Source organism: Pseudohaemophilus paraphrohaemolyticus (assembly GCF_003253115.1).
GTDB classification, from domain to species: Bacteria; Pseudomonadota; Gammaproteobacteria; order Enterobacterales; family Pasteurellaceae; genus Haemophilus_A; species Haemophilus_A paraphrohaemolyticus_A.
This window is the reverse complement of sequence record NZ_QEQF01000001.1, coordinates 477,396-501,013: the sequence shown is the minus strand read 5'-3', so window position 1 is coordinate 501,013 and position 23,618 is coordinate 477,396. Positions and strand designations below refer to the sequence as shown.

At 42.0% G+C, this 23,618-nt stretch carries 18 protein-coding genes; 7 read left to right on the top strand and 11 right to left on the bottom strand.

The window, feature by feature from the left end:
* Positions 1 to 25: 25 nt before the first annotated feature.
* The 7 genes from DPV92_RS02140 to ftnA (DPV92_RS02110) all read right to left on the bottom strand — a co-directional run bounded on the left by DPV92_RS02140 (position 26) and on the right by ftnA (DPV92_RS02110) (position 6,757).
* Entirely contained in the window at positions 26 to 1,405 is a 1,380-nt protein-coding gene (locus DPV92_RS02140; RefSeq protein ID WP_111353451.1) for an L-serine ammonia-lyase, read from the bottom strand.
* Positions 1,406 to 1,511: 106 nt separating this feature from the next.
* Positions 1,512 to 2,147, bottom strand: a complete 636-nt coding sequence (gene nth / locus DPV92_RS02135; protein ID WP_111353450.1) for an endonuclease III — start codon at positions 2,145 to 2,147, stop codon at positions 1,512 to 1,514.
* Entirely contained in the window at positions 2,147 to 2,911 is a 765-nt protein-coding gene (locus DPV92_RS02130; RefSeq protein WP_111353449.1) for a TSUP family transporter, read from the bottom strand. The genes nth and DPV92_RS02130 overlap by 1 nt, the downstream gene beginning before the upstream one ends.
* 8 nt (positions 2,912 to 2,919) lie before the next feature.
* On the bottom strand, positions 2,920 to 4,008 hold the full coding sequence (gene proB, locus DPV92_RS02125; protein ID WP_111353448.1) for a glutamate 5-kinase: 1,089 nt from the start codon (positions 4,006 to 4,008) through the stop codon (positions 2,920 to 2,922).
* Positions 4,009 to 4,222: 214 nt separating this feature from the next.
* Positions 4,223 to 5,524, bottom strand: coding sequence for an NCS2 family permease (locus DPV92_RS02120; protein ID WP_111353447.1), 1,302 nt, complete (start codon positions 5,522 to 5,524; stop codon positions 4,223 to 4,225).
* Positions 5,525 to 5,759: 235 nt separating this feature from the next.
* Positions 5,760 to 6,257 (bottom strand): non-heme ferritin, encoded by a 498-nt coding sequence (gene ftnA / locus DPV92_RS02115; RefSeq protein ID WP_005708582.1) that lies wholly within the window; start codon positions 6,255 to 6,257, stop codon positions 5,760 to 5,762.
* Positions 6,257 to 6,757, bottom strand: coding sequence for a non-heme ferritin (ftnA, locus tag DPV92_RS02110; RefSeq protein ID WP_005708467.1), 501 nt, complete (start codon positions 6,755 to 6,757; stop codon positions 6,257 to 6,259). The genes ftnA (DPV92_RS02115) and ftnA (DPV92_RS02110) overlap by 1 nt, the downstream gene beginning before the upstream one ends.
* A 383-nt stretch (positions 6,758 to 7,140) precedes the next feature.
* Here ftnA (DPV92_RS02110) and relA point away from each other — a divergent pair, with 383 nt between their 5' ends.
* Positions 7,141 to 9,336 carry a GTP diphosphokinase gene (gene relA / locus DPV92_RS02105; RefSeq protein ID WP_111353446.1) on the top strand — a complete coding sequence of 732 codons (2,196 nt, stop codon included), beginning with the start codon at positions 7,141 to 7,143 and terminating at the stop codon, positions 9,334 to 9,336.
* Positions 9,337 to 9,404: 68 nt separating this feature from the next.
* Here the strand turns inward: relA and sohB are convergent, their stop codons facing one another.
* The 3 genes from sohB to DPV92_RS09805 form a co-directional block, all read right to left on the bottom strand.
* The gene (gene sohB, locus DPV92_RS02100) at positions 9,405 to 10,457 is read right to left on the bottom strand and encodes a protease SohB (RefSeq protein ID WP_111353445.1); all 1,053 of its coding nucleotides are present in this window, start codon (positions 10,455 to 10,457) and stop codon (positions 9,405 to 9,407) included.
* A 52-nt stretch (positions 10,458 to 10,509) separates the two neighbouring features.
* Complete coding sequence (lpxB, locus tag DPV92_RS02095) at positions 10,510 to 11,673, bottom strand: lipid-A-disaccharide synthase (protein WP_111353582.1); 1,164 nt, start codon at positions 11,671 to 11,673, stop codon at positions 10,510 to 10,512.
* Between the two features lie 288 nt (positions 11,674 to 11,961).
* On the bottom strand, positions 11,962 to 12,111 hold the full coding sequence (locus tag DPV92_RS09805; RefSeq protein ID WP_192574164.1) for a hypothetical protein: 150 nt from the start codon (positions 12,109 to 12,111) through the stop codon (positions 11,962 to 11,964).
* Between the two features lie 25 nt (positions 12,112 to 12,136).
* Here DPV92_RS09805 and glgB point away from each other — a divergent pair, with 25 nt between their 5' ends.
* The 6 genes from glgB to DPV92_RS09800 all read left to right on the top strand — a co-directional run bounded on the left by glgB (position 12,137) and on the right by DPV92_RS09800 (position 22,438).
* On the top strand, positions 12,137 to 14,326 hold the full coding sequence (gene glgB, locus DPV92_RS02090) for a 1,4-alpha-glucan branching protein GlgB (RefSeq protein ID WP_111353444.1): 2,190 nt from the start codon (positions 12,137 to 12,139) through the stop codon (positions 14,324 to 14,326).
* A gap of 89 nt (positions 14,327 to 14,415) precedes the next feature.
* Positions 14,416 to 16,395 (top strand): glycogen debranching protein GlgX, encoded by a 1,980-nt coding sequence (gene glgX / locus DPV92_RS02085; RefSeq protein ID WP_111353443.1) that lies wholly within the window; start codon positions 14,416 to 14,418, stop codon positions 16,393 to 16,395.
* A 22-nt stretch (positions 16,396 to 16,417) separates the two neighbouring features.
* The gene (glgC, locus tag DPV92_RS02080) at positions 16,418 to 17,719 is read left to right on the top strand and encodes a glucose-1-phosphate adenylyltransferase (RefSeq protein WP_111353442.1); all 1,302 of its coding nucleotides are present in this window, start codon (positions 16,418 to 16,420) and stop codon (positions 17,717 to 17,719) included.
* 107 nt (positions 17,720 to 17,826) lie between these two features.
* Positions 17,827 to 19,257, top strand: a complete 1,431-nt coding sequence (gene glgA, locus DPV92_RS02075) for a glycogen synthase GlgA (protein WP_111353441.1) — start codon at positions 17,827 to 17,829, stop codon at positions 19,255 to 19,257.
* Between the two features lie 240 nt (positions 19,258 to 19,497).
* Positions 19,498 to 21,960 carry a glycogen/starch/alpha-glucan phosphorylase gene (locus tag DPV92_RS02070; RefSeq protein WP_111353440.1) on the top strand — a complete coding sequence of 821 codons (2,463 nt, stop codon included), beginning with the start codon at positions 19,498 to 19,500 and terminating at the stop codon, positions 21,958 to 21,960.
* A 223-nt stretch (positions 21,961 to 22,183) separates the two neighbouring features.
* Positions 22,184 to 22,438: a hypothetical protein gene (locus DPV92_RS09800; protein WP_192574163.1), complete on the top strand. Its 255-nt coding sequence runs from the start codon at positions 22,184 to 22,186 to the stop codon at positions 22,436 to 22,438.
* Positions 22,439 to 22,731: 293 nt separating this feature from the next.
* Here the strand turns inward: DPV92_RS09800 and rsmA are convergent, their stop codons facing one another.
* Entirely contained in the window at positions 22,732 to 23,607 is an 876-nt protein-coding gene (gene rsmA / locus DPV92_RS02060) for a 16S rRNA (adenine(1518)-N(6)/adenine(1519)-N(6))-dimethyltransferase RsmA (RefSeq protein WP_111353439.1), read from the bottom strand.
* Positions 23,608 to 23,618 lie beyond the last annotated feature (11 nt).

Genomic DNA, 23,618 nt, shown 5'->3' with positions numbered 1-23,618 from the left:
AAAACCTCATTTAAGTCGTATAAAACTAATCACACGGCAAAATTTTGATCGCCAAGCCACCTGTTGAAGTTTCACGGTATTTGGCGTTCATATCTTTGCCTGTTTCGTACATTGTTTCGATGACTTTATCAAGCGTGACTCGCGGCTGTGTTGTGAGGCGTAATGCCATTCGGCTGGCGTTGATAGCTTTAACTGCTGCAATCGCATTACGTTCAATACAAGGCACTTGCACTTGTCCGCCTACAGGATCGCAAGTTAAGCCTAGGTTATGTTCCATTGCAATTTCTGCTGCAATGCAAACCTGATCTGGTGTACCACCCATAATTTCGGTTAAGCCCGCTGCTGCCATTGAACAAGCTACCCCCACTTCGCCTTGACAACCCACTTCTGCCCCTGAAATTGAGGCATTCATTTTATATAACGAGCCAATCGCACTGGTTGCTAACAAATAACGCTCTATGGTTTCTTGGTTAAGTGGGGCGATAAATTGCTGATAATAAGCCAACACAGCAGGGACAATACCACAAGCACCATTTGTTGGTGCAGTAACCACTCGTCCACCCGCTGCATTTTCTTCATTTACTGCTAAGGCAAACATATTAACCCAGTCGATAATTTGCATTGGGTCTTGGTTGAATTTACTATTCGCTTCCAAACTTCGACGCAGTGATGCTGCTCGGCGAACCACTTTTAGAGAACCCGGCAACAAGCCTTCAGTATGCAAGCCACGCTGAATACAGGCTTCCATTGCCTGCCAAATATGAGCAAGATAGCGCTCTACTTCTTCTTTTGAACGCAGCGCTAACTCATTTTTCCACATCAGGCTTGAAAGCGGTAAACCTTGCTCACGGCAATGTTTTAACAGATCGTCGGCATGTTGATATGGAAAAGGAACTTGCACTTCATTTTGAGCCGTTTCGCCAAAATGTTCATCATCGACAATAAACCCACCGCCAATCGAATAAAATGTTTTTTCGAAAAGTAGCTCATCCGCATTGAACGCTTTAAGCGTCATCCCATTTTCGTGGCGAGGCAGAAAGTCGTAGTGGAATGGCATATCCTTATAGAAATCAAAATTGATGGTATGTGTATTTGCACTATCCGCTTCGGCTAAATGAAGCTGATACGTTTGTTTGATTTGCTCAATGGTTGGCTCAATACTTTCAATATCCACATTATCTGGCAAATAGCCCATTAAGCCCATTACTACAGCAATGTCAGTGTTATGCCCACGGCCAGTGAGTGAAAGTGAGCCATAAATATGGGCTTCCAAGCGGTTAGTTTTAGGTAATAATTTGCAAGCAATCAATTCATTGACAAACTGTTTCGCGGCTTTCATTGGGCCAACGGTATGAGAACTAGAAGGACCAATCCCTACTTTAAACATATCAAACACACTAATCATAAAATTATTAAATACTCTGTAAAAATCAAAAGGCGGTATTTTACTAGAAAGCTGGAAACTTTCCTATAAAACAGACCGCCTTTTTGTGGTAAACAATTTTAAAAAATTAAATATCCGTCTTCTCTTTATATTCACATAAATCTTCAATGATACACGAGCCACAATGCGGTTTACGAGCAATACAGGTGTAGCGACCGTGTAAAATCAGCCAGTGATGTACATCGACTTTAAACTCATCGGGCACCACTTTCAAGAGCTTCTTCTCGACTTCCACGACATTTTTTCCAGGGGCAAAACCTGTGCGGTTCGAAACACGGAAAATATGCGTATCAACCGCGATAGTTGGATGCCCAAATGCGGTATTCAACACTACATTAGCCGTTTTTCGCCCAACGCCTGCTAGTGCTTCTAATGCCTCACGATCTTCAGGCACAATGCCATTATGTTTTTCAATCAAATCACGGCACGTTTTAATGATATTTTCCGCTTTGCTATTAAATAGCCCTATGGTTTTAATGTACTCTTTTAAGCCATCAACACCCAAGGCTAAAATCGCTTTGGGTGTATTAGCAACGGGGAAAAGTTTATCTGTTGCTTTGTTCACACCTTTATCTGTAGCTTGTGCGGAAAGAATTACCGCAATCAGTAATTCGAAAGGTGAGGAGTAATTTAATTCAGTGGTAGGATGCGGGTTTTCATTCCGCAATCTTGTTAAAATTTCAACACGTTTTGCTTGGTTCATTATCCAAAAAATCCTTGTTCATAGAGCATTTTTGCGACCATTATAAACGAAAGTGTCACTAACATTGGGCGAATTAGTTTTTTGCCTTTATTTACCACCATTCTCGCCCCAAAAGTGGCACCAATAAATTGCCCAATAAGCATAATGAAACCAATTTTCCAGAGCACGGCACCGCCAAAAATGAAGAAAAGTAGCGATGCAAAGTTAGAGGTGAAATTCAACACTTTAGCATGAGCAACCGCTTTGGTGAGGTTAAATCCAAGTAAAAGCACGAAAGCGAGTGTATAAAATGAGCCTACTGCAGGTCCGAAAACGCCATCGTAAAAGCCTAATCCCATTCCCGCCGTAAAGCCGAACAGCGGGTAGCTGATGCGTTGTTTGCGATCTTGATCGCCAATGTTTGGGCTAAATAAAAAATAGATGCCGATAGAAAAAATCAGAAAAGGTAAGCCGATTTTCAATGCATTCACATCAATATTTTGTACCACTATCGTGCCGAGAGCTGCACCTATAAATGTTAGCAAAATCAGCAGTGCAACCTGTTTTAAATCGACCGCTTTTTTGCGAACAAAATAGAGCGAAGCTGAGAATGAACCTCCGCAAGCTTGCAATTTATTCGTGCCCAATGCAACCGCAGGTGGTAAGCCAGTGGAAAGCAAGGCGGGAATGGTCAATAGCCCGCCACCGCCCGCAATTGCGTCAATAAAACCTGCAACAGTCGCAACGCCAAAAAGCATTGCGATTACATCAAATCCAAGTTCCATAGATTTTCCTAATAAACGACCATTTCATCGCTATGAATTGCCACCGTACCAAATTCATAGCCGAGCAAGTGCTCAATTTCAGCTGATTTTTGTCCTTTAATACGGCGTAAAGCCTCATCACCGTAGCGAACCAAGCCAAGTGCCAGAGGTTTCCCTTCGGTGTTGAATACTTTGACCAATTCACCGCGAGCAAACTCACCTTTGACTTCTAAAATCCCAACAGGTAAGAGCGATTTGTGTTGCAATAATGCGGTTTCAGCTCCTTTATCAACCACAATACTTCCTACTTGCGGTGCAGCAAAAAGCCACTGCTTACGCCCTTCCAAGCAGTCGGATTGTACCAAAAATTTGCTACCAATCGCTTGTCCATTGGCTAAATCTACCAAAACATTTTCACGCGAACCTGAGGCTATAATGGTTTCTACACCTGAACGGGTTGCAATATCAGCAGCAATAATTTTAGTGCTCATTCCGCCTGTGCCAAGACCAGTTGAGCTTCCGCCCGCAATTTGGCGAATTTCTGGTGTGATTTTTTCAACCACAGAAAGTAAAGTTGCACTTGGATCTTTACGCGGATCGGCCGTGAATAAACCTTCTTGATCGGTTAATAAATAGAGCTGATCGGCTTGAGCTAAAATAGCAACTAAGGCTGATAAATTGTCGTTATCACCTACTTTAAATTCTTCGGTTGCCACGGTGTCGTTTTCATTGATAACAGGAATAATTTTCTGCTCAAGCAAAGCATTCAGCGTATCACGAGCATTTAAGAAACGTTCACGATCATCAATATCAGCACGGGTCAAGAGAATTTGCCCGATATTGATACCATAAATATCAAAAAGATTTTCCCAAGTGCGGATTAACTGGCTTTGTCCAACCGCAGCAAGCATCTGTTTATAAGCAAGCGTTTTTGCTAGTTCAGGATGTCCTAAATAATCCCGTCCTGCAGCGGCTGCACCAGAGGTCACAACAATAACACGATGATGTTTGTGAAGCTGTGCAATTTGCTTAACAAGCTCCAACATATAAGGACGGCTAAGGCTTTTACCGCCATGGGTTAAGGTGCTTGTACCGAATTTGATGACGATGGTTTTCATAGGCTTTTATATTAAATGAATGATTAAAGCTTAATCTTAATCTAGTTTATCTGGTTTCTCCAATCTGTTCATTTTTACATATTCTAGATTTAAATAATAAGGTTGTTATACAAAGAATTGACAATATTTAATCATAAAAAATCTGCATCTTATCAGATTAGAATTTAATCTAATTTTTAAGATGCAGATTCTTATTTTTAGAGGGATATATAAATTAAATCGCTAACCCTAACGCATAGAATGCAACTAACACAATCGCAATAATCACTGTGCCGATGTTTAATTTGTTGAACTCGCCAGAGATAGTGCGACCAATCACTAAGGTTGCGAAACCTAGCATAATACCAGTCACGATGTTAGCGGTAAGTACAATAAATACTGCACACACTAAGCCAGACATTGCACCAACGAAGTCATCAAAATCTAATTTTGATACGTTGCTTAACATCAATAAGCCTACATACATTAATGCTGGTGCGGTTGCATAGCTTGGTACTAAACCTGCTAATGGCTGGAAGAAAAGCATCAATAAGAAACCGATACCCACCACTACTGAGGTTAAACCTGTTTTACCGCCAACTGCAGTACCTGCAGCTGATTCGATATAAACTGCGGCTGGTGCAGTGCCGAATAAGCCTGATAACACTGAGCCTAATGAATCAGAGGTTAAAGCACGACCACCATTTAAGATTTGACCATCTTTATCTAATAAATTTGCTTGACCCGCAACGGCACGGATTGTCCCAGTTGCATCGAAAATTGCCGTCATCACTAATGCGAATACTACAGGTAAAATTGCCGCATTTAATGCACCCATTACATCTAATTCCAAGAATAATGAGTTTTCGCCAAAACTTGGCATTTTAAAGAAACCAGAATATTTTACGTTCGGATCAAAAATCAAACCGATGATAGTGATCACAATGATTACCCAAAGGATTGAGCCTTTTACTTTTAAGCGTTCTAAACCCACGATTGCAGCCAAGCCAAGTAGTGACATCATTACAGGAAATGAGGTAAATTCGCCCATTTTCACAGGAATATCAATGCCACTGTTAATGACTAATTTTACGTTAGTTGCCGCAATCAATAGAAGGAATAAACCGATACCGATACCTGCACCGTGAGCGATGCTAGATGGCAGGTTGCGCAAGATCCAAGAGCGAACGCCTGTTACTGAAATAAGGGTAAATACAACCCCCATTAAGAAGATGGCACCCAGTGCCACGGGAATCGAAATGCCTTGACCTAACACTAAGCTGAAAGCGGTAAATGCAGTTAAAGAAATTGCACTACCGATTGCCATTGGTGCGTTTGCCCATAAGCCGATTAAGATTGAGCCTAACCCTGACACTAAGCAGGTTGCGATAAACACCGATTCAGCAGGGAAGCCTGCTTGGCTTAACATTCCAGGCACAACAAAAATAGAATAAACCATTGCAAGGAATGTAGTTAATCCTGCAATCACCTCTTGACGAACGTTTGAGCCACGTTCTTCAAAATTAAATAAAGACATAAAGACCTCTAATGTAGAAAAAATTAGGGCGAATTTTACAGAATCCCTCTTTAATAAGCAAACGATTGCTTGTAAATTCATAAAACAAGCGGTCAATTTTTCATAACGATTTGTAAAATGCTATGAAAAATCAACCGCTTGAGGCGTTTGGTTAGTAGAGGGTGAACCGTAGGTCTACGCACGCATTGCATAATAAAGGTGAGTGAATTTTCAATCCTCACCCCCTACGAGCAAATTAATGCGCCGCAGCCATTTGTTCTAAATCTTTATCAATATAGTATAAAGATTTACCATCTTCACCTAATAGGCGGAACTTGTCTAAGATAGAGTTGAATAAGAACTCTTCTTCGTGCTGTTCTGCTACGTACCATTGTAAGAAGTTGAATGATGAGTAATCTTTCGCATCAAAAGTCACTTCAACCAATTCATTGATTTTAGACGTTACGTGTTTTTCGTGCTCTAATACGATTTCGAACAATGATTTTAATGAATCATATTCTGCTTGTGGCGCTTCGATTGCATAGATTTCAGCTAATGCACCTGTTTCGTTTAAATAAGTGAATAAACGACGCATATGTTCCATTTCTTCCGTTGCGTGTGCTTTTAAGAATTTTGCCGCACCTGGGAAGCCGTTGTTATCTGCCCAAGCTGACATTTGAAGATACACGTTAGAAGAATAGAATTCCAAGTTTAATTGGTCGTTTAAGTATTTGATGATATTTTGCGATAACATTATTCTGCTCCTTGATCTAAGGTTTCTAAGTCTTTGTCGATGAAGTAAAGTGATTTATTGCTTTCACCTGCCACCACGAATTTATCTAAAATTTCATTGAAGAGTTTTTCTTCTTCGTGCTGTTCAGCCACATACCATTGTAGGAAGTTGAAAGTTGAGTAATCTTTCGCTGCGAAAGTCACTTCCACTAATTCGTTGATTTTAGCGGTAACGTGTTTTTCGTGGTCTAACACGATGTCGAATAACTCTTTTAATGAAGCATATTCTTTACGTGGTGCTTCGATTTTGCCTAATAATGGTGTTGCCCCCGCTTCACAAACGTAGTCGAATAATTTTTGCATATGCTCTAATTCTTCATCTGCGTGGCGAAGTAAGAACGTTGCTGCACCTGCAAAACCGTGTTTTGAACACCAAGAAGACATTTGAAGATATACGTTTGATGAATAGAACTCTAAGTTGATTTGTTCATTGAGTTTATCAATGATAGATTGCTGTAACATTTTTACTCCTAGCTAAATATTATGAAAATGTAAATGAGTGATACTTTCATTTAGAAATCTAAATGTAACGAAGGGCAGAAAAAATTCTCCCCTTAAAACGAGAGTAAGTATAACAAGGTTGAAAAAGTAATCAAGTGTTTTTAATAGTTTTTTTCTAACAATTTTTTATTTTTGATAAGTTTAAACAATAAGAATTCTCATTTAGATAGGCTAAATGAGAATAGTTATTTTGCATTAGAAGTAGAAAAGCAAAAAAATTTCCTTTTTTTATCCCTACAGAAACCTCAACTTTTTACTATTTTTTGTTCTTTTTTTCAACCCATTTTAGGCTATAATGGAGTGCAACCTAATACGTTTACGCTCTGCATCACAATGGAGGTTTTATGGTAGCTATTCGACACTCTCACGAACTTAACCCTGCAACATTTGAACTCGCTGGTTGGAGTGAGTCGTTGCATATGTCTCCTGTTACCTTCAATAAATTGCAGAATGCGTGGCAATATTCACAAGAAAAACTAGAGCCCTCTCAATACGAATTGATGTGGGATGGCATCGAAATGGCAGAAATTCTCTATGGCTTGAATATGGATGATGATAGTCTTGTTGCGGCAATGCTTTTCCCACTGGTTAAAGGTAATATTATTGACCTTGTGCAAGTCAAAGAAGATTTCAGCAACCACGTCAAAAACTTAGTAAAAGGCGTGTTGGAGATGGAAAATATCCGTCAACTCTCTTCTAATTCTGCCTCTGATCTGCAAATCGACAATATTCGCCGTATGCTGTTGGCAATGGTGGATGATTTCCGCTGCGTGGTTATCAAACTTGCCGAACGCATCACTTATCTCAGAACTAAAAATCGTTATAGCGAAGAAGATATTGTACTTGCGGCAAAAGAGTGCTCGCATGTGTATGCACCTCTTGCCAATCGTTTGGGCATTGGGCAATTGAAATGGGAGCTTGAAGATTACTGCTTCCGTGCACTGCATCCACAATGCTATCGTCAAATAGCAAAATTTGATCTTGGCGAACGCCGTGTAGATCGTGAAAAATATATTGCAAATTTTGTGGCAGATTTGACCGCTTCACTCAAAGAAGATTTAGGTGAAGTGCAGGTTTATGGCCGCCCGAAACATATTTATAGCATTTGGAAAAAGATGCAGAAGAAAAATCTGCGTTTTAATCAACTGTTCGATATTCGTGCTGTACGCGTGATCGTCCCTAAATTGGAAGATTGCTACACAGCGCTGAGTATTATTCATACCCAATATAAACACCTGCCAGAACATTTTGATGACTATATTGCTCAACCTAAACCCAATGGCTATCAATCGATTCATACTGTGGTGCTGGGTAAAGGTGATAAGCCTATTGAAGTACAAATTCGTACGCAAAAAATGCATGATGATGCTGAACTTGGCGTAGCTGCTCACTGGAAATATAAAGAGGGAGCAACCGCAGGACGTTCAGGCTATGAAGAGAAAATCGTTTGGTTGCGTAAACTCTTGGCATGGCAAAATGATATTGCTGACTCTGGCGATGTGGTCGATGAAATGCGTTCACAAGTGTTTGATGACCGCGTTTATGTCTTTACCCCACGTGGCGAGGTAATTGATTTACCAAAAGATGCAACGCCACTAGATTTTGCTTATGCGATTCACAGCGAAATTGGGCACCGTTGTATTGGAGCGAAAGTGGCGGGTAAAATTGTGCCATTTACCTATCATTTAAAAATGGGCGATCAAGTTGAAATTATTACTCAAAAACAACCGAATCCAAGTCGCGACTGGCTTAATCCAAATACGGGCTTTGTGAATACTTCAAAAGCACGTTCCAAGATTATTGCATGGTTCAAAAAACTGGATCGTGAGAAAAATATTCCAATAGGACGCGAAGCTCTTGAAGCGGAAATGGTGAAATTAGGTTTAACGCACAAGCAAATTGAAGCTTATGCATTGCCACGTTACAACCTAAAACAGATGGATGATCTTTATGCAGGTATTGGCGGTGGCGATATTAAACTCAACCAGCTTAGCCACTATTTGCAAAGTCGTTTAATTAAACCAACTGCTGAGCAAGAAGATGAAGCAGTACTGAAACAGCTCAATAAGAATACGCACCATAAAGCCAAAAACGGACAAGTAATTATTGAAGGCGTGGGTAACTTGATGCACTCCATTGCACGCTGCTGCCAACCGATTCCCGGTGATCCAATTGTCGGCTATATTACACAAGGACGAGGCATTTCAATCCACAAAGCCGATTGTGAACAGCTATTTGAATTGCAAAGCCTTAACCCAAGTCGTGTGGTAGAAGCTCAATGGGGAAGTTATGCTGGCGAAGGCTTAAGTCTTACCATTCGTATTATTGCCAACGACCGTAATGGTTTACTGCGTGATGTGAGTGCAATTATGGCAAACGAGAAAGTCAATGTATTAAGTGTTGCTAGCCGTATTGATGCCAAACGAAGCCTTGCAATTATCAATATGGAAATTCAGATGAATAATGTGGCAATGCTGAATAAAATCTTAGCTCGCATTACACTGCTTGATGATGTGATTGAGGCGAGAAGGGCGGGGTAATCTAAGACTAGGCATATAAAATAAAAAACAAGCGAGGTAATGAAATCATCATTTCCTCGCTTTTTTATTTACATCACATCCACTCGTTTATTCAAGAGCTTAGTAATCACATTACCAATCGACTCCTCCATCTGTAAGCCAATGCGTTTGGTCAGATTTTTCTTCTCTTTATATTTGATTTCAATAATTTCTTTGTTTTCAACTGCTTTCACAAGCAAATCATCGCTCGTTGAAATCTCATCAATCAAATTCAGTTCAAGCGCTTGCTTGCCGAACCAGTGCTCACCCGTTGCAATTTTTTCAATATCTAATTGTGGACGGTTTTCACGCACAAATTGTTTGAATAATTCGTGAGTTTCTTCTAATTCTTGTTGGAATTTTTGTTTGCCTTTTTCGGTGTTTTCACCCATAAAAGTCACGGTGCGTTTAAATTCACCCGCCGTCATTACATCTACATCGACATCGTGTTTTTTGAGCAAGCGGTGAATGTTTGGCACTTCAGCCACTACGCCCACAGAACCGATAATAGCAAAAGGTGCAGAAACAATTTTATTCGCCACACACGCCATCATATAGCCTCCACTTGCAGCAACTTTATCGACAGCTACGGTGAGTGGAATATTACGCTCACGCAAGCGTTGTAACTGCGATGCCGCTAAGCCATATCCGTGTACCACACCACCAGGGCTTTCAAGTTTCAGCAGCACTTCATCTTCTGGTTTCGCAATCGAAAGCACTGCGGTAATCTCACGGCGTAAAGCACTCACGGCGTGAGCGTGCACATCACCATTAAAATCAAGCACAAATAAGCGAGATTTTTGCTCTTCGGCAGGTTTTTCTTCACCCTCTTTTAAACGTTTTTTCTCAGCTTTTGCTTTCGCTTTTGCCTCTTTTTTCTCGGCTTTCTCTTTTTGTTTTAGCTCTTCTCCGCTAAGGAAAAAAGCTTCAAGCGATTCTTTCTGTTCTTTATATTTTTCAGAAAAATCAGTTAGCACGATTGTGCCGTTTTCTGGATGCTTTTTGCTTTCTAAAATAATCATCACAATCACAGCAACTACGCCGAAGATAGTGAGAAGTTCTAATAAGAAAATGCCGTAGTTAAGTAAAATATCTTTCCACATTGAATGGGTTCCTTTGTTAATTTGTAAAATAATGAATAAATTTGACCGCTTGTTATTTTTGTTCCAACACATCCACCACAGCTTGTGCTGCCTGTGTATCGGCATCGCATTGGATCAGTTTATGTAAGTCTGTAAAACGGTGCTTGAGTTCATTTTTTTGTTTTAAACTCTCTACATCATTGCTCAAATAGTGATTGAGCGACCATGCAAGGTTATCAGGATTACACTCTTCTTGAATCATCTCTGGGACAAGCGGTGCATTTGCAAGTAAATTTGGCAAAGAGATATACTCGGTTTTGACCAATTTTTTCGCAAGCCAATAGGTCAGTGGTTTCATTTTATACCCCACCACCATCGGCGATTTACAGAGCATTGCTTCTAATGCTGCCGTACCAGAAGCGAGTAACGTACATTCTGCAGCGATCATCGTTTGGCGAGCTTGCCCTTGTAAAATATGCAGGTCCAATTCTGGGGCAATATTTTCTTTAATCTCTTCTAACTGTGCTTGCCGTTTTTCATTCACCATCGGCACAAGAAATTCCAAATCTGGATGCTTCTCTTTTAACAGTTGAGCGGTTTTCAAAAAAGGCTCTGCCAAGAATTGGATTTCACTGCCTCGACTACCCATCAAAATAGCCACATAACGTTTGCTTTCATCTAAACCGAGCTTTTCACAGGCTTCTGTTCGGTTAGGTTTTAAGGCAATCGCATCTGCCATGGTGTGCCCGATAAAACGACAAGGGGTGTCAAATTTATCGTAAAAAGCTTTTTCGAACGGTAAAAATGCTAACACTAAATCAGTCGCACGTTTGATTTTATGTACCCGATTTTGTCGCCACGCCCAAACAGAAGGACTAACATAGTGAATCGTTTTGATGCCGTTTGCCTTGAGCTTTTCCTCGACCGTAAGGTTAAAATCTGGGGCATCAATGCCGATAAACACATCGGGTTTCATTTCAAGCATCGTTTCAATCACTTGCTTACGGCGTTTTAGTAAGCGAGGTAGATGCTTCAACACTTCTGCCAAGCCCATCACGGAAAGTTCTTCCATATCAAATAGCGTCTCGCAACCAGTTTTTTTCATCTGCTCGCCTGCCACGCCAATAAAGCGGGCATTAGGATAGTGCAATTTCAGGGCATTGATTAAACCAGCACCTAAAATATCGCCCGACACCTCGCCAGCCACGAGGGCTATTAAAGGGGATTTTTGTTCCATTTTTTCTGATTTTTCTGTCATTTTCTAAAGTCAAAATAGTTTCATTATATTGTGATTGGCGTGAATAGCAATCTATACCGAAATTTTATATGATATTCCAGAAATTTCTTGACAGAGATCACGCTTTTTGACAAAAGTCGTTGTATTTATTTTGTTTAAGCCTAGAATGCAAATTAACTAAAAATTGGTAAGTTTTTAAACGCATGACATTGGAAAGCACATTTTTTGATAGGGATATTTCCACAAAACCACTTGATGAGGAAGGCGGGTTCTCTTTTTCTGGTTCTTTTAAGCAAACGTTTTCGTCATGCTTGTTTGCTCAACAACCGCCAACCAATGAAGGCAAGGTTTCTCAACCTTTTGCAATATTTTGGCAAAACTTGACTGCTTGCCTTCATTTCTATCTTCCCTTTCATCCCTATCGTGTTTTTTGTTCATGCCACTCGTCTATTGTGAGGTTTTTATGACTCAACTCATTGCCCAATCTGTTATTGATGATTTTTTTGATGCAACCCATTCTGATCCTTTTTCCGTGCTCGGTATGCACGAAACAGACCGTGGTATTGAAATCCGAGCCTTGTTACCCGATGCCAATCAAGTAAAAGTGATTGCACGTGAAAGTGGTAAAACCATCACAGAATTAGACCGCTTGGACGATCGCGGTTTCTTTGCGGGCGTAGTATCGAATTGCCGTGAGTTTTTTATTTATCAGCTTGAAGTGCATTGGGGGCACGATGTGCAGATTGTGGAAGACCCTTACCGCTTCCATCCGATGATTGACGATTTAGAGCAATGGCTACTTGCTGAAGGTTCGATGATTCGCCCGTATGAAGTGCTTGGTGCACATTTTATGGAATGTGATGGTGTGAGTGGGGTAAATTTCCGTTTGTGGGCACCGAATGCGAAACGGGTTTCCATCGTGGGCGATTTCAACTATTGGGACGGTCGCCGCCATCCGATGCGTTTTCACCCGAAAAGCGGTGTGTGGGAGCTGTTCCTGCCGAAAGCGAGCCTCGGTCAGCTTTATAAATTTGAATTAATTGATTGCCACGGCAACTTACGTTTGAAAGCCGATCCTTATGCGTTCAGTTCGCAACTTCGCCCTGATACGGCTTCACAAATCAGTGCCTTGCCGAATGTTGTGGAAATGACCAAAGCCCGCAAAAAAGCCAACCAAGCGAACCAACCGATTTCTATTTATGAAGTGCATTTAGGCTCTTGGCGTCGTAATTTAGAAAATAATTTTTGGTTAGATTACGATCAAATTGCTGATGAATTAATTCCTTATGTAAAAGAGATGGGTTTTACCCACATTGAATTTTTACCACTTTCTGAATTTCCGTTTGATGGTTCTTGGGGTTATCAACCACTTGGACTTTATTCTCCAACCAGTCGTTTTGGCTCGCCTGAAGCATTTCGCCGTTTAGTAAAACGTGCTCACGAAGCAGGCATCAACGTAATTTTAGATTGGGTGCCAGGGCATTTCCCAAGTGATACCCACGGCTTGAGTAATTTTGACGGCACGGCCCTTTACGAACATGCCGACCCACGAGAAGGCTACCACCAAGACTGGAACACGCTAATTTACAACTACGGACGCAACGAAGTGAAAAACTTCCTTTCCAGCAACGCCCTTTACTGGCTCGAACGTTTTGGCGTAGATGGCATTCGCGTGGATGCTGTGGCTTCAATGATTTATCGCGATTACAGTCGTGCCGAAGGCGAATGGATTCCCAACCAATATGGCGGACGTGAAAATCTAGAAGCTATTGAGTTTTTAAAACACACCAACTGGAAAATTCACAGTGAAATGGCAGGTGCGATTTCTATTGCGGAAGAGTCCACTTCGTTTGCTGGTGTAACCCACCCAAGCGAAAACGGCGGTTTGGGTTTCAATTTCAAATGGAATATGGGCTGGATGAATGACACCCTCGCTTATATGAAGCTCGACCCGATTTATCGCCAATACCACCACAACAAAATGACCTTCGGGATGGTGTACCAATACAGCGAAAACTTCGTGCTGCCGCTTTCCCATGATGAAGTGGTACATGGCAAATATTCGCTCCTCGATAAAATGCCGGGAGACGCATGGCAAAAATTTGCTAACTTACGTGCTTATTACGGCTATATGTGGGGCTACCCAGGCAAAAAATTGCTCTTTATGGGCAACGAGTTCGCCCAAGGTCGAGAATGGAACTACGAAGAAAGCCTCGACTGGTTCTTGCTCGATGAAAACATCGGCGGTGGTTGGCACAAAGGCGTGTTGAAACTGGTGAAGGATCTCAACCGAATTTACCAACAAAATCGACCGCTCTTTGAGCTGGATAACTCGCCGGAAGGCTTCGATTGGTTGGTGGTGGACGATGCCCAAAACTCGGTATTCGCCTTTGAACGCAGAAGCTCAGACGATGAACGAATTATCGTGATCAGCAACTTCACCCCTGTGCCACGTCACGATTACCGCATTGGCGTGAATGTGGCAGGCTGCTACGAAGAAATTTTGAACACCGATTCAATGTATTACGAAGGTTCAAACGTGGGGAATTTCGGCACAGTACAAAGTGAAGCCATTGAAAGCCACGAACGCGAAAATTCGATTTCGGTAAGCATTCCGCCGTTGGCGACGGTGTATTTGAAATTTAAAGGGTAGAGTGTGTGAAACAACGTTTCACGCACACTGCAATGATCCATTTTTAATTTTCGTGCGTGGATTGTTCCAATCCACACACCCTACGAAATATGTTTACGATTTACAACAATGGCACCCCAACCTCATTCGGCTCTATGCAAGCGGTCGAAAACGACGTGCAAATTACCAATTTCGCCCTGTTTTCCGCTGCGGCTACAGGCGTAGAACTTTGCCTGTTTGACGAACAAAACCAAGAAACCCGTTTGCCGATGGTGCGTACTAATAACACTTGGCATTTGGCTGTGGCGGGTGTACAGGTCGGCACGCAGTATGGTTTTCGTATTCACGGCGAATTTGCCAATCCGCAGAAATTAATGCTCGATCCTTATGCCAAAGCGGTGAGTAGCAAGCCTGATTTAAGCACGGAAGAAAGCCGTGCGTGGTTCTTACTTTCGGATAATCGCGACAACGCCCATCTTGCTCCAAGAGCGGTCATTATTTCGGAAGATTTTGATTGGGAAAACGATCCAACCCCGAACACGCCTTGGGCGGAAACCATCGTGTATGAATTGCACGTTAAGGGCTTTAGCCAGCTCAATGAGAAAATTCCTGCCGCCTTACGTGGAACTTATGCAGGCTTAGCACACCCTGTCAATCTTGCCTATTTACAGGAGTTGGGCGTGACGGCGGTGGAATTGTTGCCCGTAAATTTCTTTGTGGATGAGCCACATTTGCAAGAAAAAAATTTGCAAAACTATTGGGGATATAACCCGCTTGCGATGTTCGCTGCCGAGCCGAAATATGCGGCAACTGACAATCCGTTGGCGGAATTTAAAGCGATGGTCAAAGCCTTTCACGCGGCAGGTATTGAAGTGATTTTAGACGTGGTGTTCAACCATTCCGCGGAATCGGAGCAAGATTACCCGACCTTCTGTCAACGTGGGATTGATGATCAAACCTACTATTGGCGAAATGATCAAGGGCGTTACATCAACTGGACGGGCTGCGGCAATATGCTCAATCTCTCGTCTGATGTGGGGCGAAAATGGGTGATAGATTGCCTGCGTTATTGGGTAGAACAATGCCACGTTGATGGTTTTCGCTTTGATTTGGCAAGCGTACTGGGACGCGATAAACCCGATTTTAATGCACGGGCTCAGCTCTTTGCCGACATTCAAAACGATCCAAGCTTACAGAATGTGAAACTGATTGCCGAGCCGTGGGATATTGGGTATTACGGCTATCAAGTGGGGCAATTCCCAAGTTACTTTGCTGAATGGAACGACCGTTTCCGCGATGATTTATGCCGTTTTTGGTTGTGGAAAAGTGGCGAAGTGGGTGCCTTTGCGGAACGCTTTGCAGGCTCTAGCGATTTGTTCAAGAAAAATGACCACTTGCCACACACAACGCTTAATTTTATTACTGCCCACGATGGTTTTACGCTTAAAGATTTAGTGAGTTACAACCAAAAACATAATGAAGCGAACGGCGAAGAAAATCGCGACGGCAGAAACGAAAATTACAGCTATAACCACGGTATTGAAGGCTCAACAGATAGCCTTTCTGAACCGCAAAAAAGTGCGGTGGAATATGAGCGCACTTTCGCCCAGACGGGCTTGCTAATGAGCTTGCTGCTTGCCAATGGTACACCAATGTTGCTGGCGGGCGATGAGTTCGGCAACACGCAATATGGCAACAACAACGCCTATTGCCAAGACAACGAAATCACTTGGCTAAAATGGGCAGAATTTAACACAGTATTATTTGAACTGACCAAGCAAACAATTGCACTCCGCAAAAGAATGGGCAGTTTAAACCGAGATCAATGGTGGTCGGGCGAGAATGTGCAATGGCTGAACATTGCAGGCGAACCGATGACAGTTGAAGATTGGCAAAATCGAGAAACCAAAGCATTACAGGTAGTTTTAGATAATCGTTGGCTTTTATTGATTAACGCCAAAGCCGAAGGGCAGGCATTTCGCCTACCTGCAGGGGAATGGACGCCCCTGAATGGCATACACCATTTAACTCTCAATACACAGCAAGCTGAACTATGTTCGATGGGGTTCTGTGCATTGAGCAATGAATAACCAAAAGACTATGGAGATCCCTATGAAAGCGAGAGACCTTAACAAATATGACTTGGTCAAAAATACTTTAGTGCTTATTCTTGCAGGTGGACGCGGTTCGCGCTTACACGAGTTGACAGATAAACGTGCAAAACCTGCGCTTTATTTCGGTGGCAACCGTCGTATTATCGACTTCGCACTTTCTAACTGTATTAACTCAGGTTTAAACCGTATCGGCGTGGTGACTCAATATGCTGCACACTCATTGCTTCGCCATTTGCAAACAGGTTGGTCTTTCTTGCCACAAGAACGCGGCGAATTTGTGGATATGCTACCTGCTCGCCAACAAATCGATGATTCCACTTGGTATCGCGGTACGGCAGATGCGGTATATCAAAATATGGCTATTATTAAAAATCACTATTGCCCGAAATATATTTTGATCTTAGCGGGCGACCATATTTACAAACAAGATTACAGCGTGATGTTGATGGATCACGTAAATAGCGGTGCAAAATGTACCGTAGGTTGCATTGAAGTGCCCCGTTCTGAAGCACACGAATTTGGCGTAATGGCAGTGAACGAAAACTTGAAAGTAAAAGCTTTCGTGGAAAAACCGAAAGATCCACCAGCTATGGTGGGCAAACCTGATGTTTCGCTTGCTTCAATGGGGATTTATGTGTTTGATGCGGATTATCTTTACAAAATGTTAGATCGTGAAGTTGGCACTCCGAACACCAGCCACGACTTCGGTAAAGATGTGTTACCAAAATGTTTAGCGGAAGAGACTCTTTATGCTCACCCATTCAGCCGCTCTTGCATGGGGCGCAACACTGAAGGCGAAATTTACTGGCGTGATGTGGGGACGCTTGATAGCTTCTGGCAATCCAATATCGACTTAGTCTCTGAAAATCCACAATTAGATATTTACGACCAAAGCTGGCCAATTCGTGGCAATCCGATTCAGGCTTATCCGTCTAAATTCTTCTATAAACACTCTAACGTGCACCCTGTAGATAACTCATTGATTGGCGGTGGTTGTGTGATTACCGATGCTTCGATCAGCAATTCTGTGTTATTCGACCGCATTAAAATTGATGCATTTTCAAAAGTCGATCACTGTGTAGTGTTGCCACAAGTGAAAATTGGTAAAAACTGCATCTTGAAAAATTGCATCATCGATCGTGAATGTGAAATTCCTGACGGTATGCAAATTGGTGTGAATATGGAAGAAGATAAAAAACGCTTCCGCATTAGCTCAACAGGCAAAGTGATTCTTGTGACCCCGAAAATGTTAAAGAAACTTGAGGGACACGAAATTGAAGAAGATGGGCATTTGGATTAGTTAGGAAAAACGCGGTGAAAATTGACCGCTCTTTCTGAACCCCCCTCTTTTCTAAAGAGGGGGTTGATCGAGCGTTATTCATATTTATAGGGAAAATAAAAAATTCAATGAAAATATTACACGTTTGCTCGGAACTCTATCCGCTCTTAAAAACCGGTGGGCTTGCCGATGTTTTAGGGGCGTTACCCCAAGCACAAAACCAAATCGGGCTGGATGCTCGCGTGTTATTGCCAGCGTATCCTGCCATTTCCGCAGGGATTCTAAACACCCAAGTTGTGGCGGAATTTGATAACTTCGCAGGGCACGTGGTATTGCGTTATGGCGAATATAACGGTGTCGGAATCTATTTGATTGACGCACCGCACTTATATGGTCGCGAAGGCAATCCTTATCACGATGCCTACTACAACGATTACGGAGACAACTATAAACGTTTCGCCTTGCTCGGTTGGGTGGGGGCAGGGCTTGCTACAGGTTTAGACAGCTGGTGGTGTGCGGAAGTGGTACACGCTCACGACTGGCACGCAGGGCTTTGTGCAGCTTATTTGTTCAACAAAGGCAAACCAGCAAAATCTGTCTTTACTATTCATAACTTGGCGTATCAAGGTCAGTTTTCTTATCATCATTTATATGAAATTGGTTTGCCTGCGGGAATGTTTAATGTGGACGGTTTGGAGTTATTCGGACAAATTTCTTATTTAAAATCAGGCTTGTTTTATTCTGATGCAAGCACGGCTGTTAGCCCAACTTATGCGGAAGAAATTACCACACCAGAATTTGCCTATGGCTTGCAAGGCTTGCTTTCAGGCTTAAAAGCCCAAGGGCGTTTAGTGGGCATTTTAAATGGAGTGGACGAAAACATTTGGCATCCGAACGTGGATCAATATATTCCGCACCATTACAAGCTGAAATATATGGCAGGCAAAAAGAAAAACAAAGCTGAATTGCAGGCGTATTTCAATTTGCCACAAGATGAAGCCGCGTTGACATTTGTAATGGTGACCCGTTTAACCGAGCAAAAAGGCGTGGATTTATTGATTGAAAGTGTAGATGAAATCGTCAAACAAGGCGGTCAGTTGATGATTTTAGGTTCAGGTGCACCGCACTTGGAACAAGGCATTCGCGATCTTGCCACCCAATATCCAGAAAATATTGCGGTAAAAATCGGCTATGATGAAGCCCTTTCACATTTAATGGTGGCAGGCGGTGATGTGATTCTCATGCCAAGTCGTTTTGAGCCTTGTGGTTTAACCCAACTTTACGGCTTGCAATACGGCACCTTACCGCTAGTTCGTAAAACAGGTGGCTTGGCAGACACCGTGGTGGATAGTACGTCCGAAAGCATCAAAAACCGCACCGCAACAGGTTTTGTGTTTGAACAGGCAACCGCAGAAGATTTACGCCGTGCCCTTCAACACGCGTTCTCCATCTGGAAAAAACCAAGAGCGTGGGCAATGGTTCGTACCGATGCGATGGAACAAGATTTCAGCTGGCGTAAAGCCGCAGAGCAGTATCGTACACTTTATGAACGCTTGTAGAATTTACAAATTGCCTTAAGAACCACACCGCTTGTGAGAAAATCTTTTGCAAGCGGTGTGATTGTGCTTGTTTTTCGACAAAATAAGCATAAAATTCGAACCACTTTTGTAGGAGGGAACAAGGTTCACGCACGAAAAGAGCGGTCAAATTTTTATTGTTTTTTACAAACGTGCGTGAATTTTGCAAATTCACACACCCTACGTTGATAATTTATTAACATTCAAATAGAGGTTTTACCTATGATAATGGATAACTTTGATTCTCCATTCCTATACAATCGTCCTGAAATGACCGTTGAAGCGATTAAAAAATCAATCGTGTATAAACTGATTTTCTTAATCGGTCGTTCACCGTGTGAAGCCAGCCAACGTGATTGGCTCAACGCAACACTCCATGCCGTGCGTGATTTAGTCACCGAAGGCTGGATCACCACCGCTCGCCAAACACGAGCAGAAGATGCTCGCCGTGTGTACTACCTTTCAATGGAATTTTTAATCGGGCGTACGCTTTCTAATGCAATGATCGCAGAAGGCATTTACGGATTAGCACAGGAAGCCTTATCTGAATTAAATGTCGATTTGGAAGAAATTTTAGAAAAAGAAGTCGATCCAGGCTTGGGTAACGGCGGCTTAGGACGTTTAGCGGCGTGCTTTATGGATTCTATCGCCACTTTAGGCTTACCCGGTATGGGCTACGGGATTCGTTATGAATATGGGATGTTCCGCCAAAAAATCGAGAATGGTCAGCAAGTAGAACGCCCAGATGCGTGGCTTGAAAAAGGTGCACCTTGGGAATTTATCCGCCCTTCAAAACGTTTTACCGTAGAATTTGGCGGTAACATTCACTTTGAAGGTAAAAAATGCATTTGGCAAGATACCGAAAAAGTGACTGCTCTTGCTTATGACCAAATGATCCCAGGCTATCGCAATAACTCAGCTGCAACCTTACGTTTATGGTCAGCACACGCAGGCGAAGTATTTAATCTTGCAGACTTTAACCGCGGTGAACACCTGGCAGCATTAGAAGAACACTCCGCAAATAAAAACTTATCACGCGTACTTTATCCTGATGATTCTACTTGGAATGGTCGAGAATTGCGTTTACGCCAAGAGTACTTCTTGGTTTCGGCTTCATTGCAAGATATTTTACGCCGTCACAAACGTACGCACGATAGCCTTGAAAACTTGGCAGACAAAGTGGCGATCCACTTAAACGACACCCACCCAGCATTAGCGATTCCAGAATTAATGCGCATTTTAGTGGATGATGAAGGTTTCGAGTGGAAAAAAGCGTGGGATATGACGCGTAATATTTTCTCTTACACCTGCCATACGTTAATGTCGGAAGCGTTAGAAACTTGGCCGGTAGAAATGATGGCGAAAATTTTACCGCGCCATTTACAAATGATCTTTGAAATTAACGATCACTTCTTAGAATATGTTCGCACTTATGTGACCACCGACAACGATTTTATTCGCCGTGTTTCTCTTATCGAAGAAGGCTACCAACGCAAAGTACGTATGGGCTGGTTGTCTGTTGTGGGCTCACATAAAATCAACGGTGTGGCAGAAATCCACTCTGATTTGATGGTCACATCAACTTTCGCCGATTTCGCACGCATCTTCCCAGAACGTTTCACCAATGTAACAAACGGTATCACACCGCGTCGTTGGTTAGCCGTGGCGAATCCACAATTAGCCACATTGTTTGATAAATATATCGGTTCAGAATGGCGTTGCGATTTAAGCCAAATCGAAAAACTCAAGCCATTCGTAGAGGAAAAGGTGTTCAAAGAAGCGATTGCCGACATCAAATTTGCGAATAAAGTGAAATTAGCCGAATATGTGAAACGCGAATTGGGCGTAGAGCTCGATCCGCACGCGTTATTTGACGTGCAAGTAAAACGTATTCACGAATACAAACGCCAAATGTTGAACGTATTACACATTATCGCTCGCTACAATGAAATGCTTGCGAACCCAGAAAAAGATTGGCAACCACGCGTGTTCATCTTGGCGGGTAAAGCGGCTTCAGCCTATTACGCGGCCAAACAAACCATTCATCTCATCAATGATGTGGCAAATGTAATCAATAACGACGAACGCTTGAAAGGTCGCTTGAAAGTGGTGTTCATCCCAAACTACAGCGTGAGCCTTGCTCAGTTGATTATTCCAGCAGCTGATATTTCAGAGCAAATTTCCCTTGCTGGTACTGAAGCATCAGGCACCAGCAATATGAAATTTGCACTTAACGGTGCATTAACCCTTGGCACGCTTGATGGGGCAAACGTAGAAATTTTGGAAAACGTGGGCGAAGACCATATCTTTATCTTCGGTAACACCGTAGAACAAGTGGAACAGCTTCGTCGCGATGGCTATCGTTCATTTGAATACTACCAAAATGATGCACAATTACGTACCGTGGTAGATCAAATCATCGAAGGTAAATTCTCATCAGCCGAACCACAACGCTATCACCAATTATTGCAAGGCTTGCAATATCACGACTATTACCAAGCCTTTGCGGATTTCCGTAGCTACGTGGAAGCACAAAATGCGGTGGATGAGAAATACAAACAACGCGATCAATGGATTGAAAGCACGATCCAAAACATCGTCAATATGGGCTTCTTCTCGTCTGACCGTACGATTAAAGAGTATGCGGAGAGAATTTGGAAAGTAGAAACGGTCAAATTTGACTAATGTCTTACCTTTCACGTTTTAAATAAAAACCTCGCTAATAAAAAGTTAGCGAGGTTTTTTGTAAAAATTTTGGAAAATCAAACCGCTTGTTCTAACCTTATTTTACAATGAAAAAACAGCATTAGCACTTTTAGCAACTGCATTCTTAGCAAATGAAGCATCTGCTTTAACTTATAAAGTAGAAGAAACAGGCACTCAAATTGATTTCACAGGCTCTGTACGTTTGCAATGGCTCAGTACTACAAATAAAACTTCACCAGTAAATGGTGAAACTACCCGTAACCACGTAAACCAAGCAGTTCGCGATAATGGTTCACGTTTTGGCTTTAAAGTAACTCAACAATTAGGCGAAGCTTTTATGCATTGTGTCGTGTGGAGCAGCGTTTCTAAGATTTATTTTCATCACAAAACAGTTTTGACCATCTTTATGACTGCCAACTTTATGTGGATTTTAGTCACTAATCATTTGGTGAATTAACTTACGGCAATATGACAATCATTACCGATGAAGTGAGTACCAAACACATGAAGCCTTTCTGATGGCTTATTAACTTACACAGTGCACCACTCGGTACAATACACTTATTTTAAGTGTGTACACAATGTATGAGTACAAAGAAAATAAATTAAATTCAGTAGCAGTTCAAAATAATACTAAACGTCGTAACAATCAGTTTATGATTGGTTCTGAATACTACTTATTCAGCGCCTACCTCAAACTAATAAACATAACCTTATATTTTTCAGTAGTTTATAGCTTTTCTTTGTCAATTATTCTTCAAAAACCTCTTTCAACACTTCCTCATGATTCACATCTGCAGGCGGATTATCGCACAACCAGTTCGCCAAACGAGAATAATCTGCGATGCTAAGATTTTCAGCACGAGCGGTTAAATCTACGCCTAATGCTTCTAATTGTTCGGCAGTAAATAGCGTTGATAATGCGTTACGTAAGGTTTTACGACGCTGGTTAAATGCTTGAGTTGTTACGCGATTAAGCCAATAAATATCTTTTACGGGGTGTGGTAAGGTTTTGTATGGCACTAAACGCACGACCGCAGAATCTACTTTTGGTGCAGGTTTGAATGCTGTCGGTGGTACTTCAAGCACAGGCATTACTTGGCAATAATATTGCGCCATGATGGTTAAGCGTCCGTAAGCTTTGCTATTTGGTGCGGCACATAAACGTTTTACCACCTCTTTTTGCAACATAAAATGCATATCTTGGATTAAGTCATGGAACTTAAACAGATGGAACATCAATGGGGTAGAGATATTATAAGGCAAGTTACCGAATACACGTACGCCCTCGCCATATTGTAAATTCAGGCTTTCAAAATATTCACGGAAATTAAAACGCAGTGCATCTTGTTCGATGATGGTCAGTTTTTGGTTGATAAAAGGATGATGGCGTAAACGCTCCGCTAAATCACGGTCAAGTTCTACGACGGTAAGTTTATTGACTAATTCCGCAACAGGTTCAGTTAAAGCCCCCAAGCCTGGACCAATTTCTAATAAAAATTGACCGCTTTTGGGGTTAATTGCTGATACGATATTATGAATAACATTCATATCGTGTAAGAAGTTTTGCCCTAAACGTTTACGAGCAGTATGGCCTAAATGTTTTTTTGAATTTGTACTCATTATGTTTTAAATGT

What these genes read in the sequence shown, in the direction of transcription:
- DPV92_RS09805 (WP_192574164.1), bottom strand. Translation starts at nt 12,111, where the DNA reads ATGAACAAAAAACACGATAGGGATGAAAGGGAAGATAGAAATGAAGGC.
- glgC (WP_111353442.1), top strand. Translation starts at nt 16,418, where the DNA reads ATGAAAGCGAGAGACCTTAACAAATATGACTTGGTCAAAAATACTTTA.
- DPV92_RS02120 (WP_111353447.1), bottom strand. Translation starts at nt 5,524, where the DNA reads ATGTCTTTATTTAATTTTGAAGAACGTGGCTCAAACGTTCGTCAAGAG.
- sohB (WP_111353445.1), bottom strand. Translation starts at nt 10,457, where the DNA reads ATGTGGAAAGATATTTTACTTAACTACGGCATTTTCTTATTAGAACTT.
- proB (WP_111353448.1), bottom strand. Translation starts at nt 4,008, where the DNA reads ATGAAAACCATCGTCATCAAATTCGGTACAAGCACCTTAACCCATGGC.
- ftnA (WP_005708582.1), bottom strand. Translation starts at nt 6,257, where the DNA reads ATGTTATCGCAAAATATCATCAAATACTTAAACGACCAATTAAACTTG.
- DPV92_RS02140 (WP_111353451.1), bottom strand. Translation starts at nt 1,405, where the DNA reads ATGATTAGTGTGTTTGATATGTTTAAAGTAGGGATTGGTCCTTCTAGT.
- lpxB (WP_111353582.1), bottom strand. Translation starts at nt 11,673, where the DNA reads ATGGAACAAAAATCCCCTTTAATAGCCCTCGTGGCTGGCGAGGTGTCG.
- nth (WP_111353450.1), bottom strand. Translation starts at nt 2,147, where the DNA reads ATGAACCAAGCAAAACGTGTTGAAATTTTAACAAGATTGCGGAATGAA.
- DPV92_RS02130 (WP_111353449.1), bottom strand. Translation starts at nt 2,911, where the DNA reads ATGGAACTTGGATTTGATGTAATCGCAATGCTTTTTGGCGTTGCGACT.
- relA (WP_111353446.1), top strand. Translation starts at nt 7,141, where the DNA reads ATGGTAGCTATTCGACACTCTCACGAACTTAACCCTGCAACATTTGAA.
- DPV92_RS02070 (WP_111353440.1), top strand. Translation starts at nt 19,498, where the DNA reads ATGATAATGGATAACTTTGATTCTCCATTCCTATACAATCGTCCTGAA.
- ftnA (WP_005708467.1), bottom strand. Translation starts at nt 6,757, where the DNA reads ATGTTACAGCAATCTATCATTGATAAACTCAATGAACAAATCAACTTA.
- glgX (WP_111353443.1), top strand. Translation starts at nt 14,416, where the DNA reads ATGTTTACGATTTACAACAATGGCACCCCAACCTCATTCGGCTCTATG.
- glgA (WP_111353441.1), top strand. Translation starts at nt 17,827, where the DNA reads ATGAAAATATTACACGTTTGCTCGGAACTCTATCCGCTCTTAAAAACC.
- glgB (WP_111353444.1), top strand. Translation starts at nt 12,137, where the DNA reads ATGACTCAACTCATTGCCCAATCTGTTATTGATGATTTTTTTGATGCA.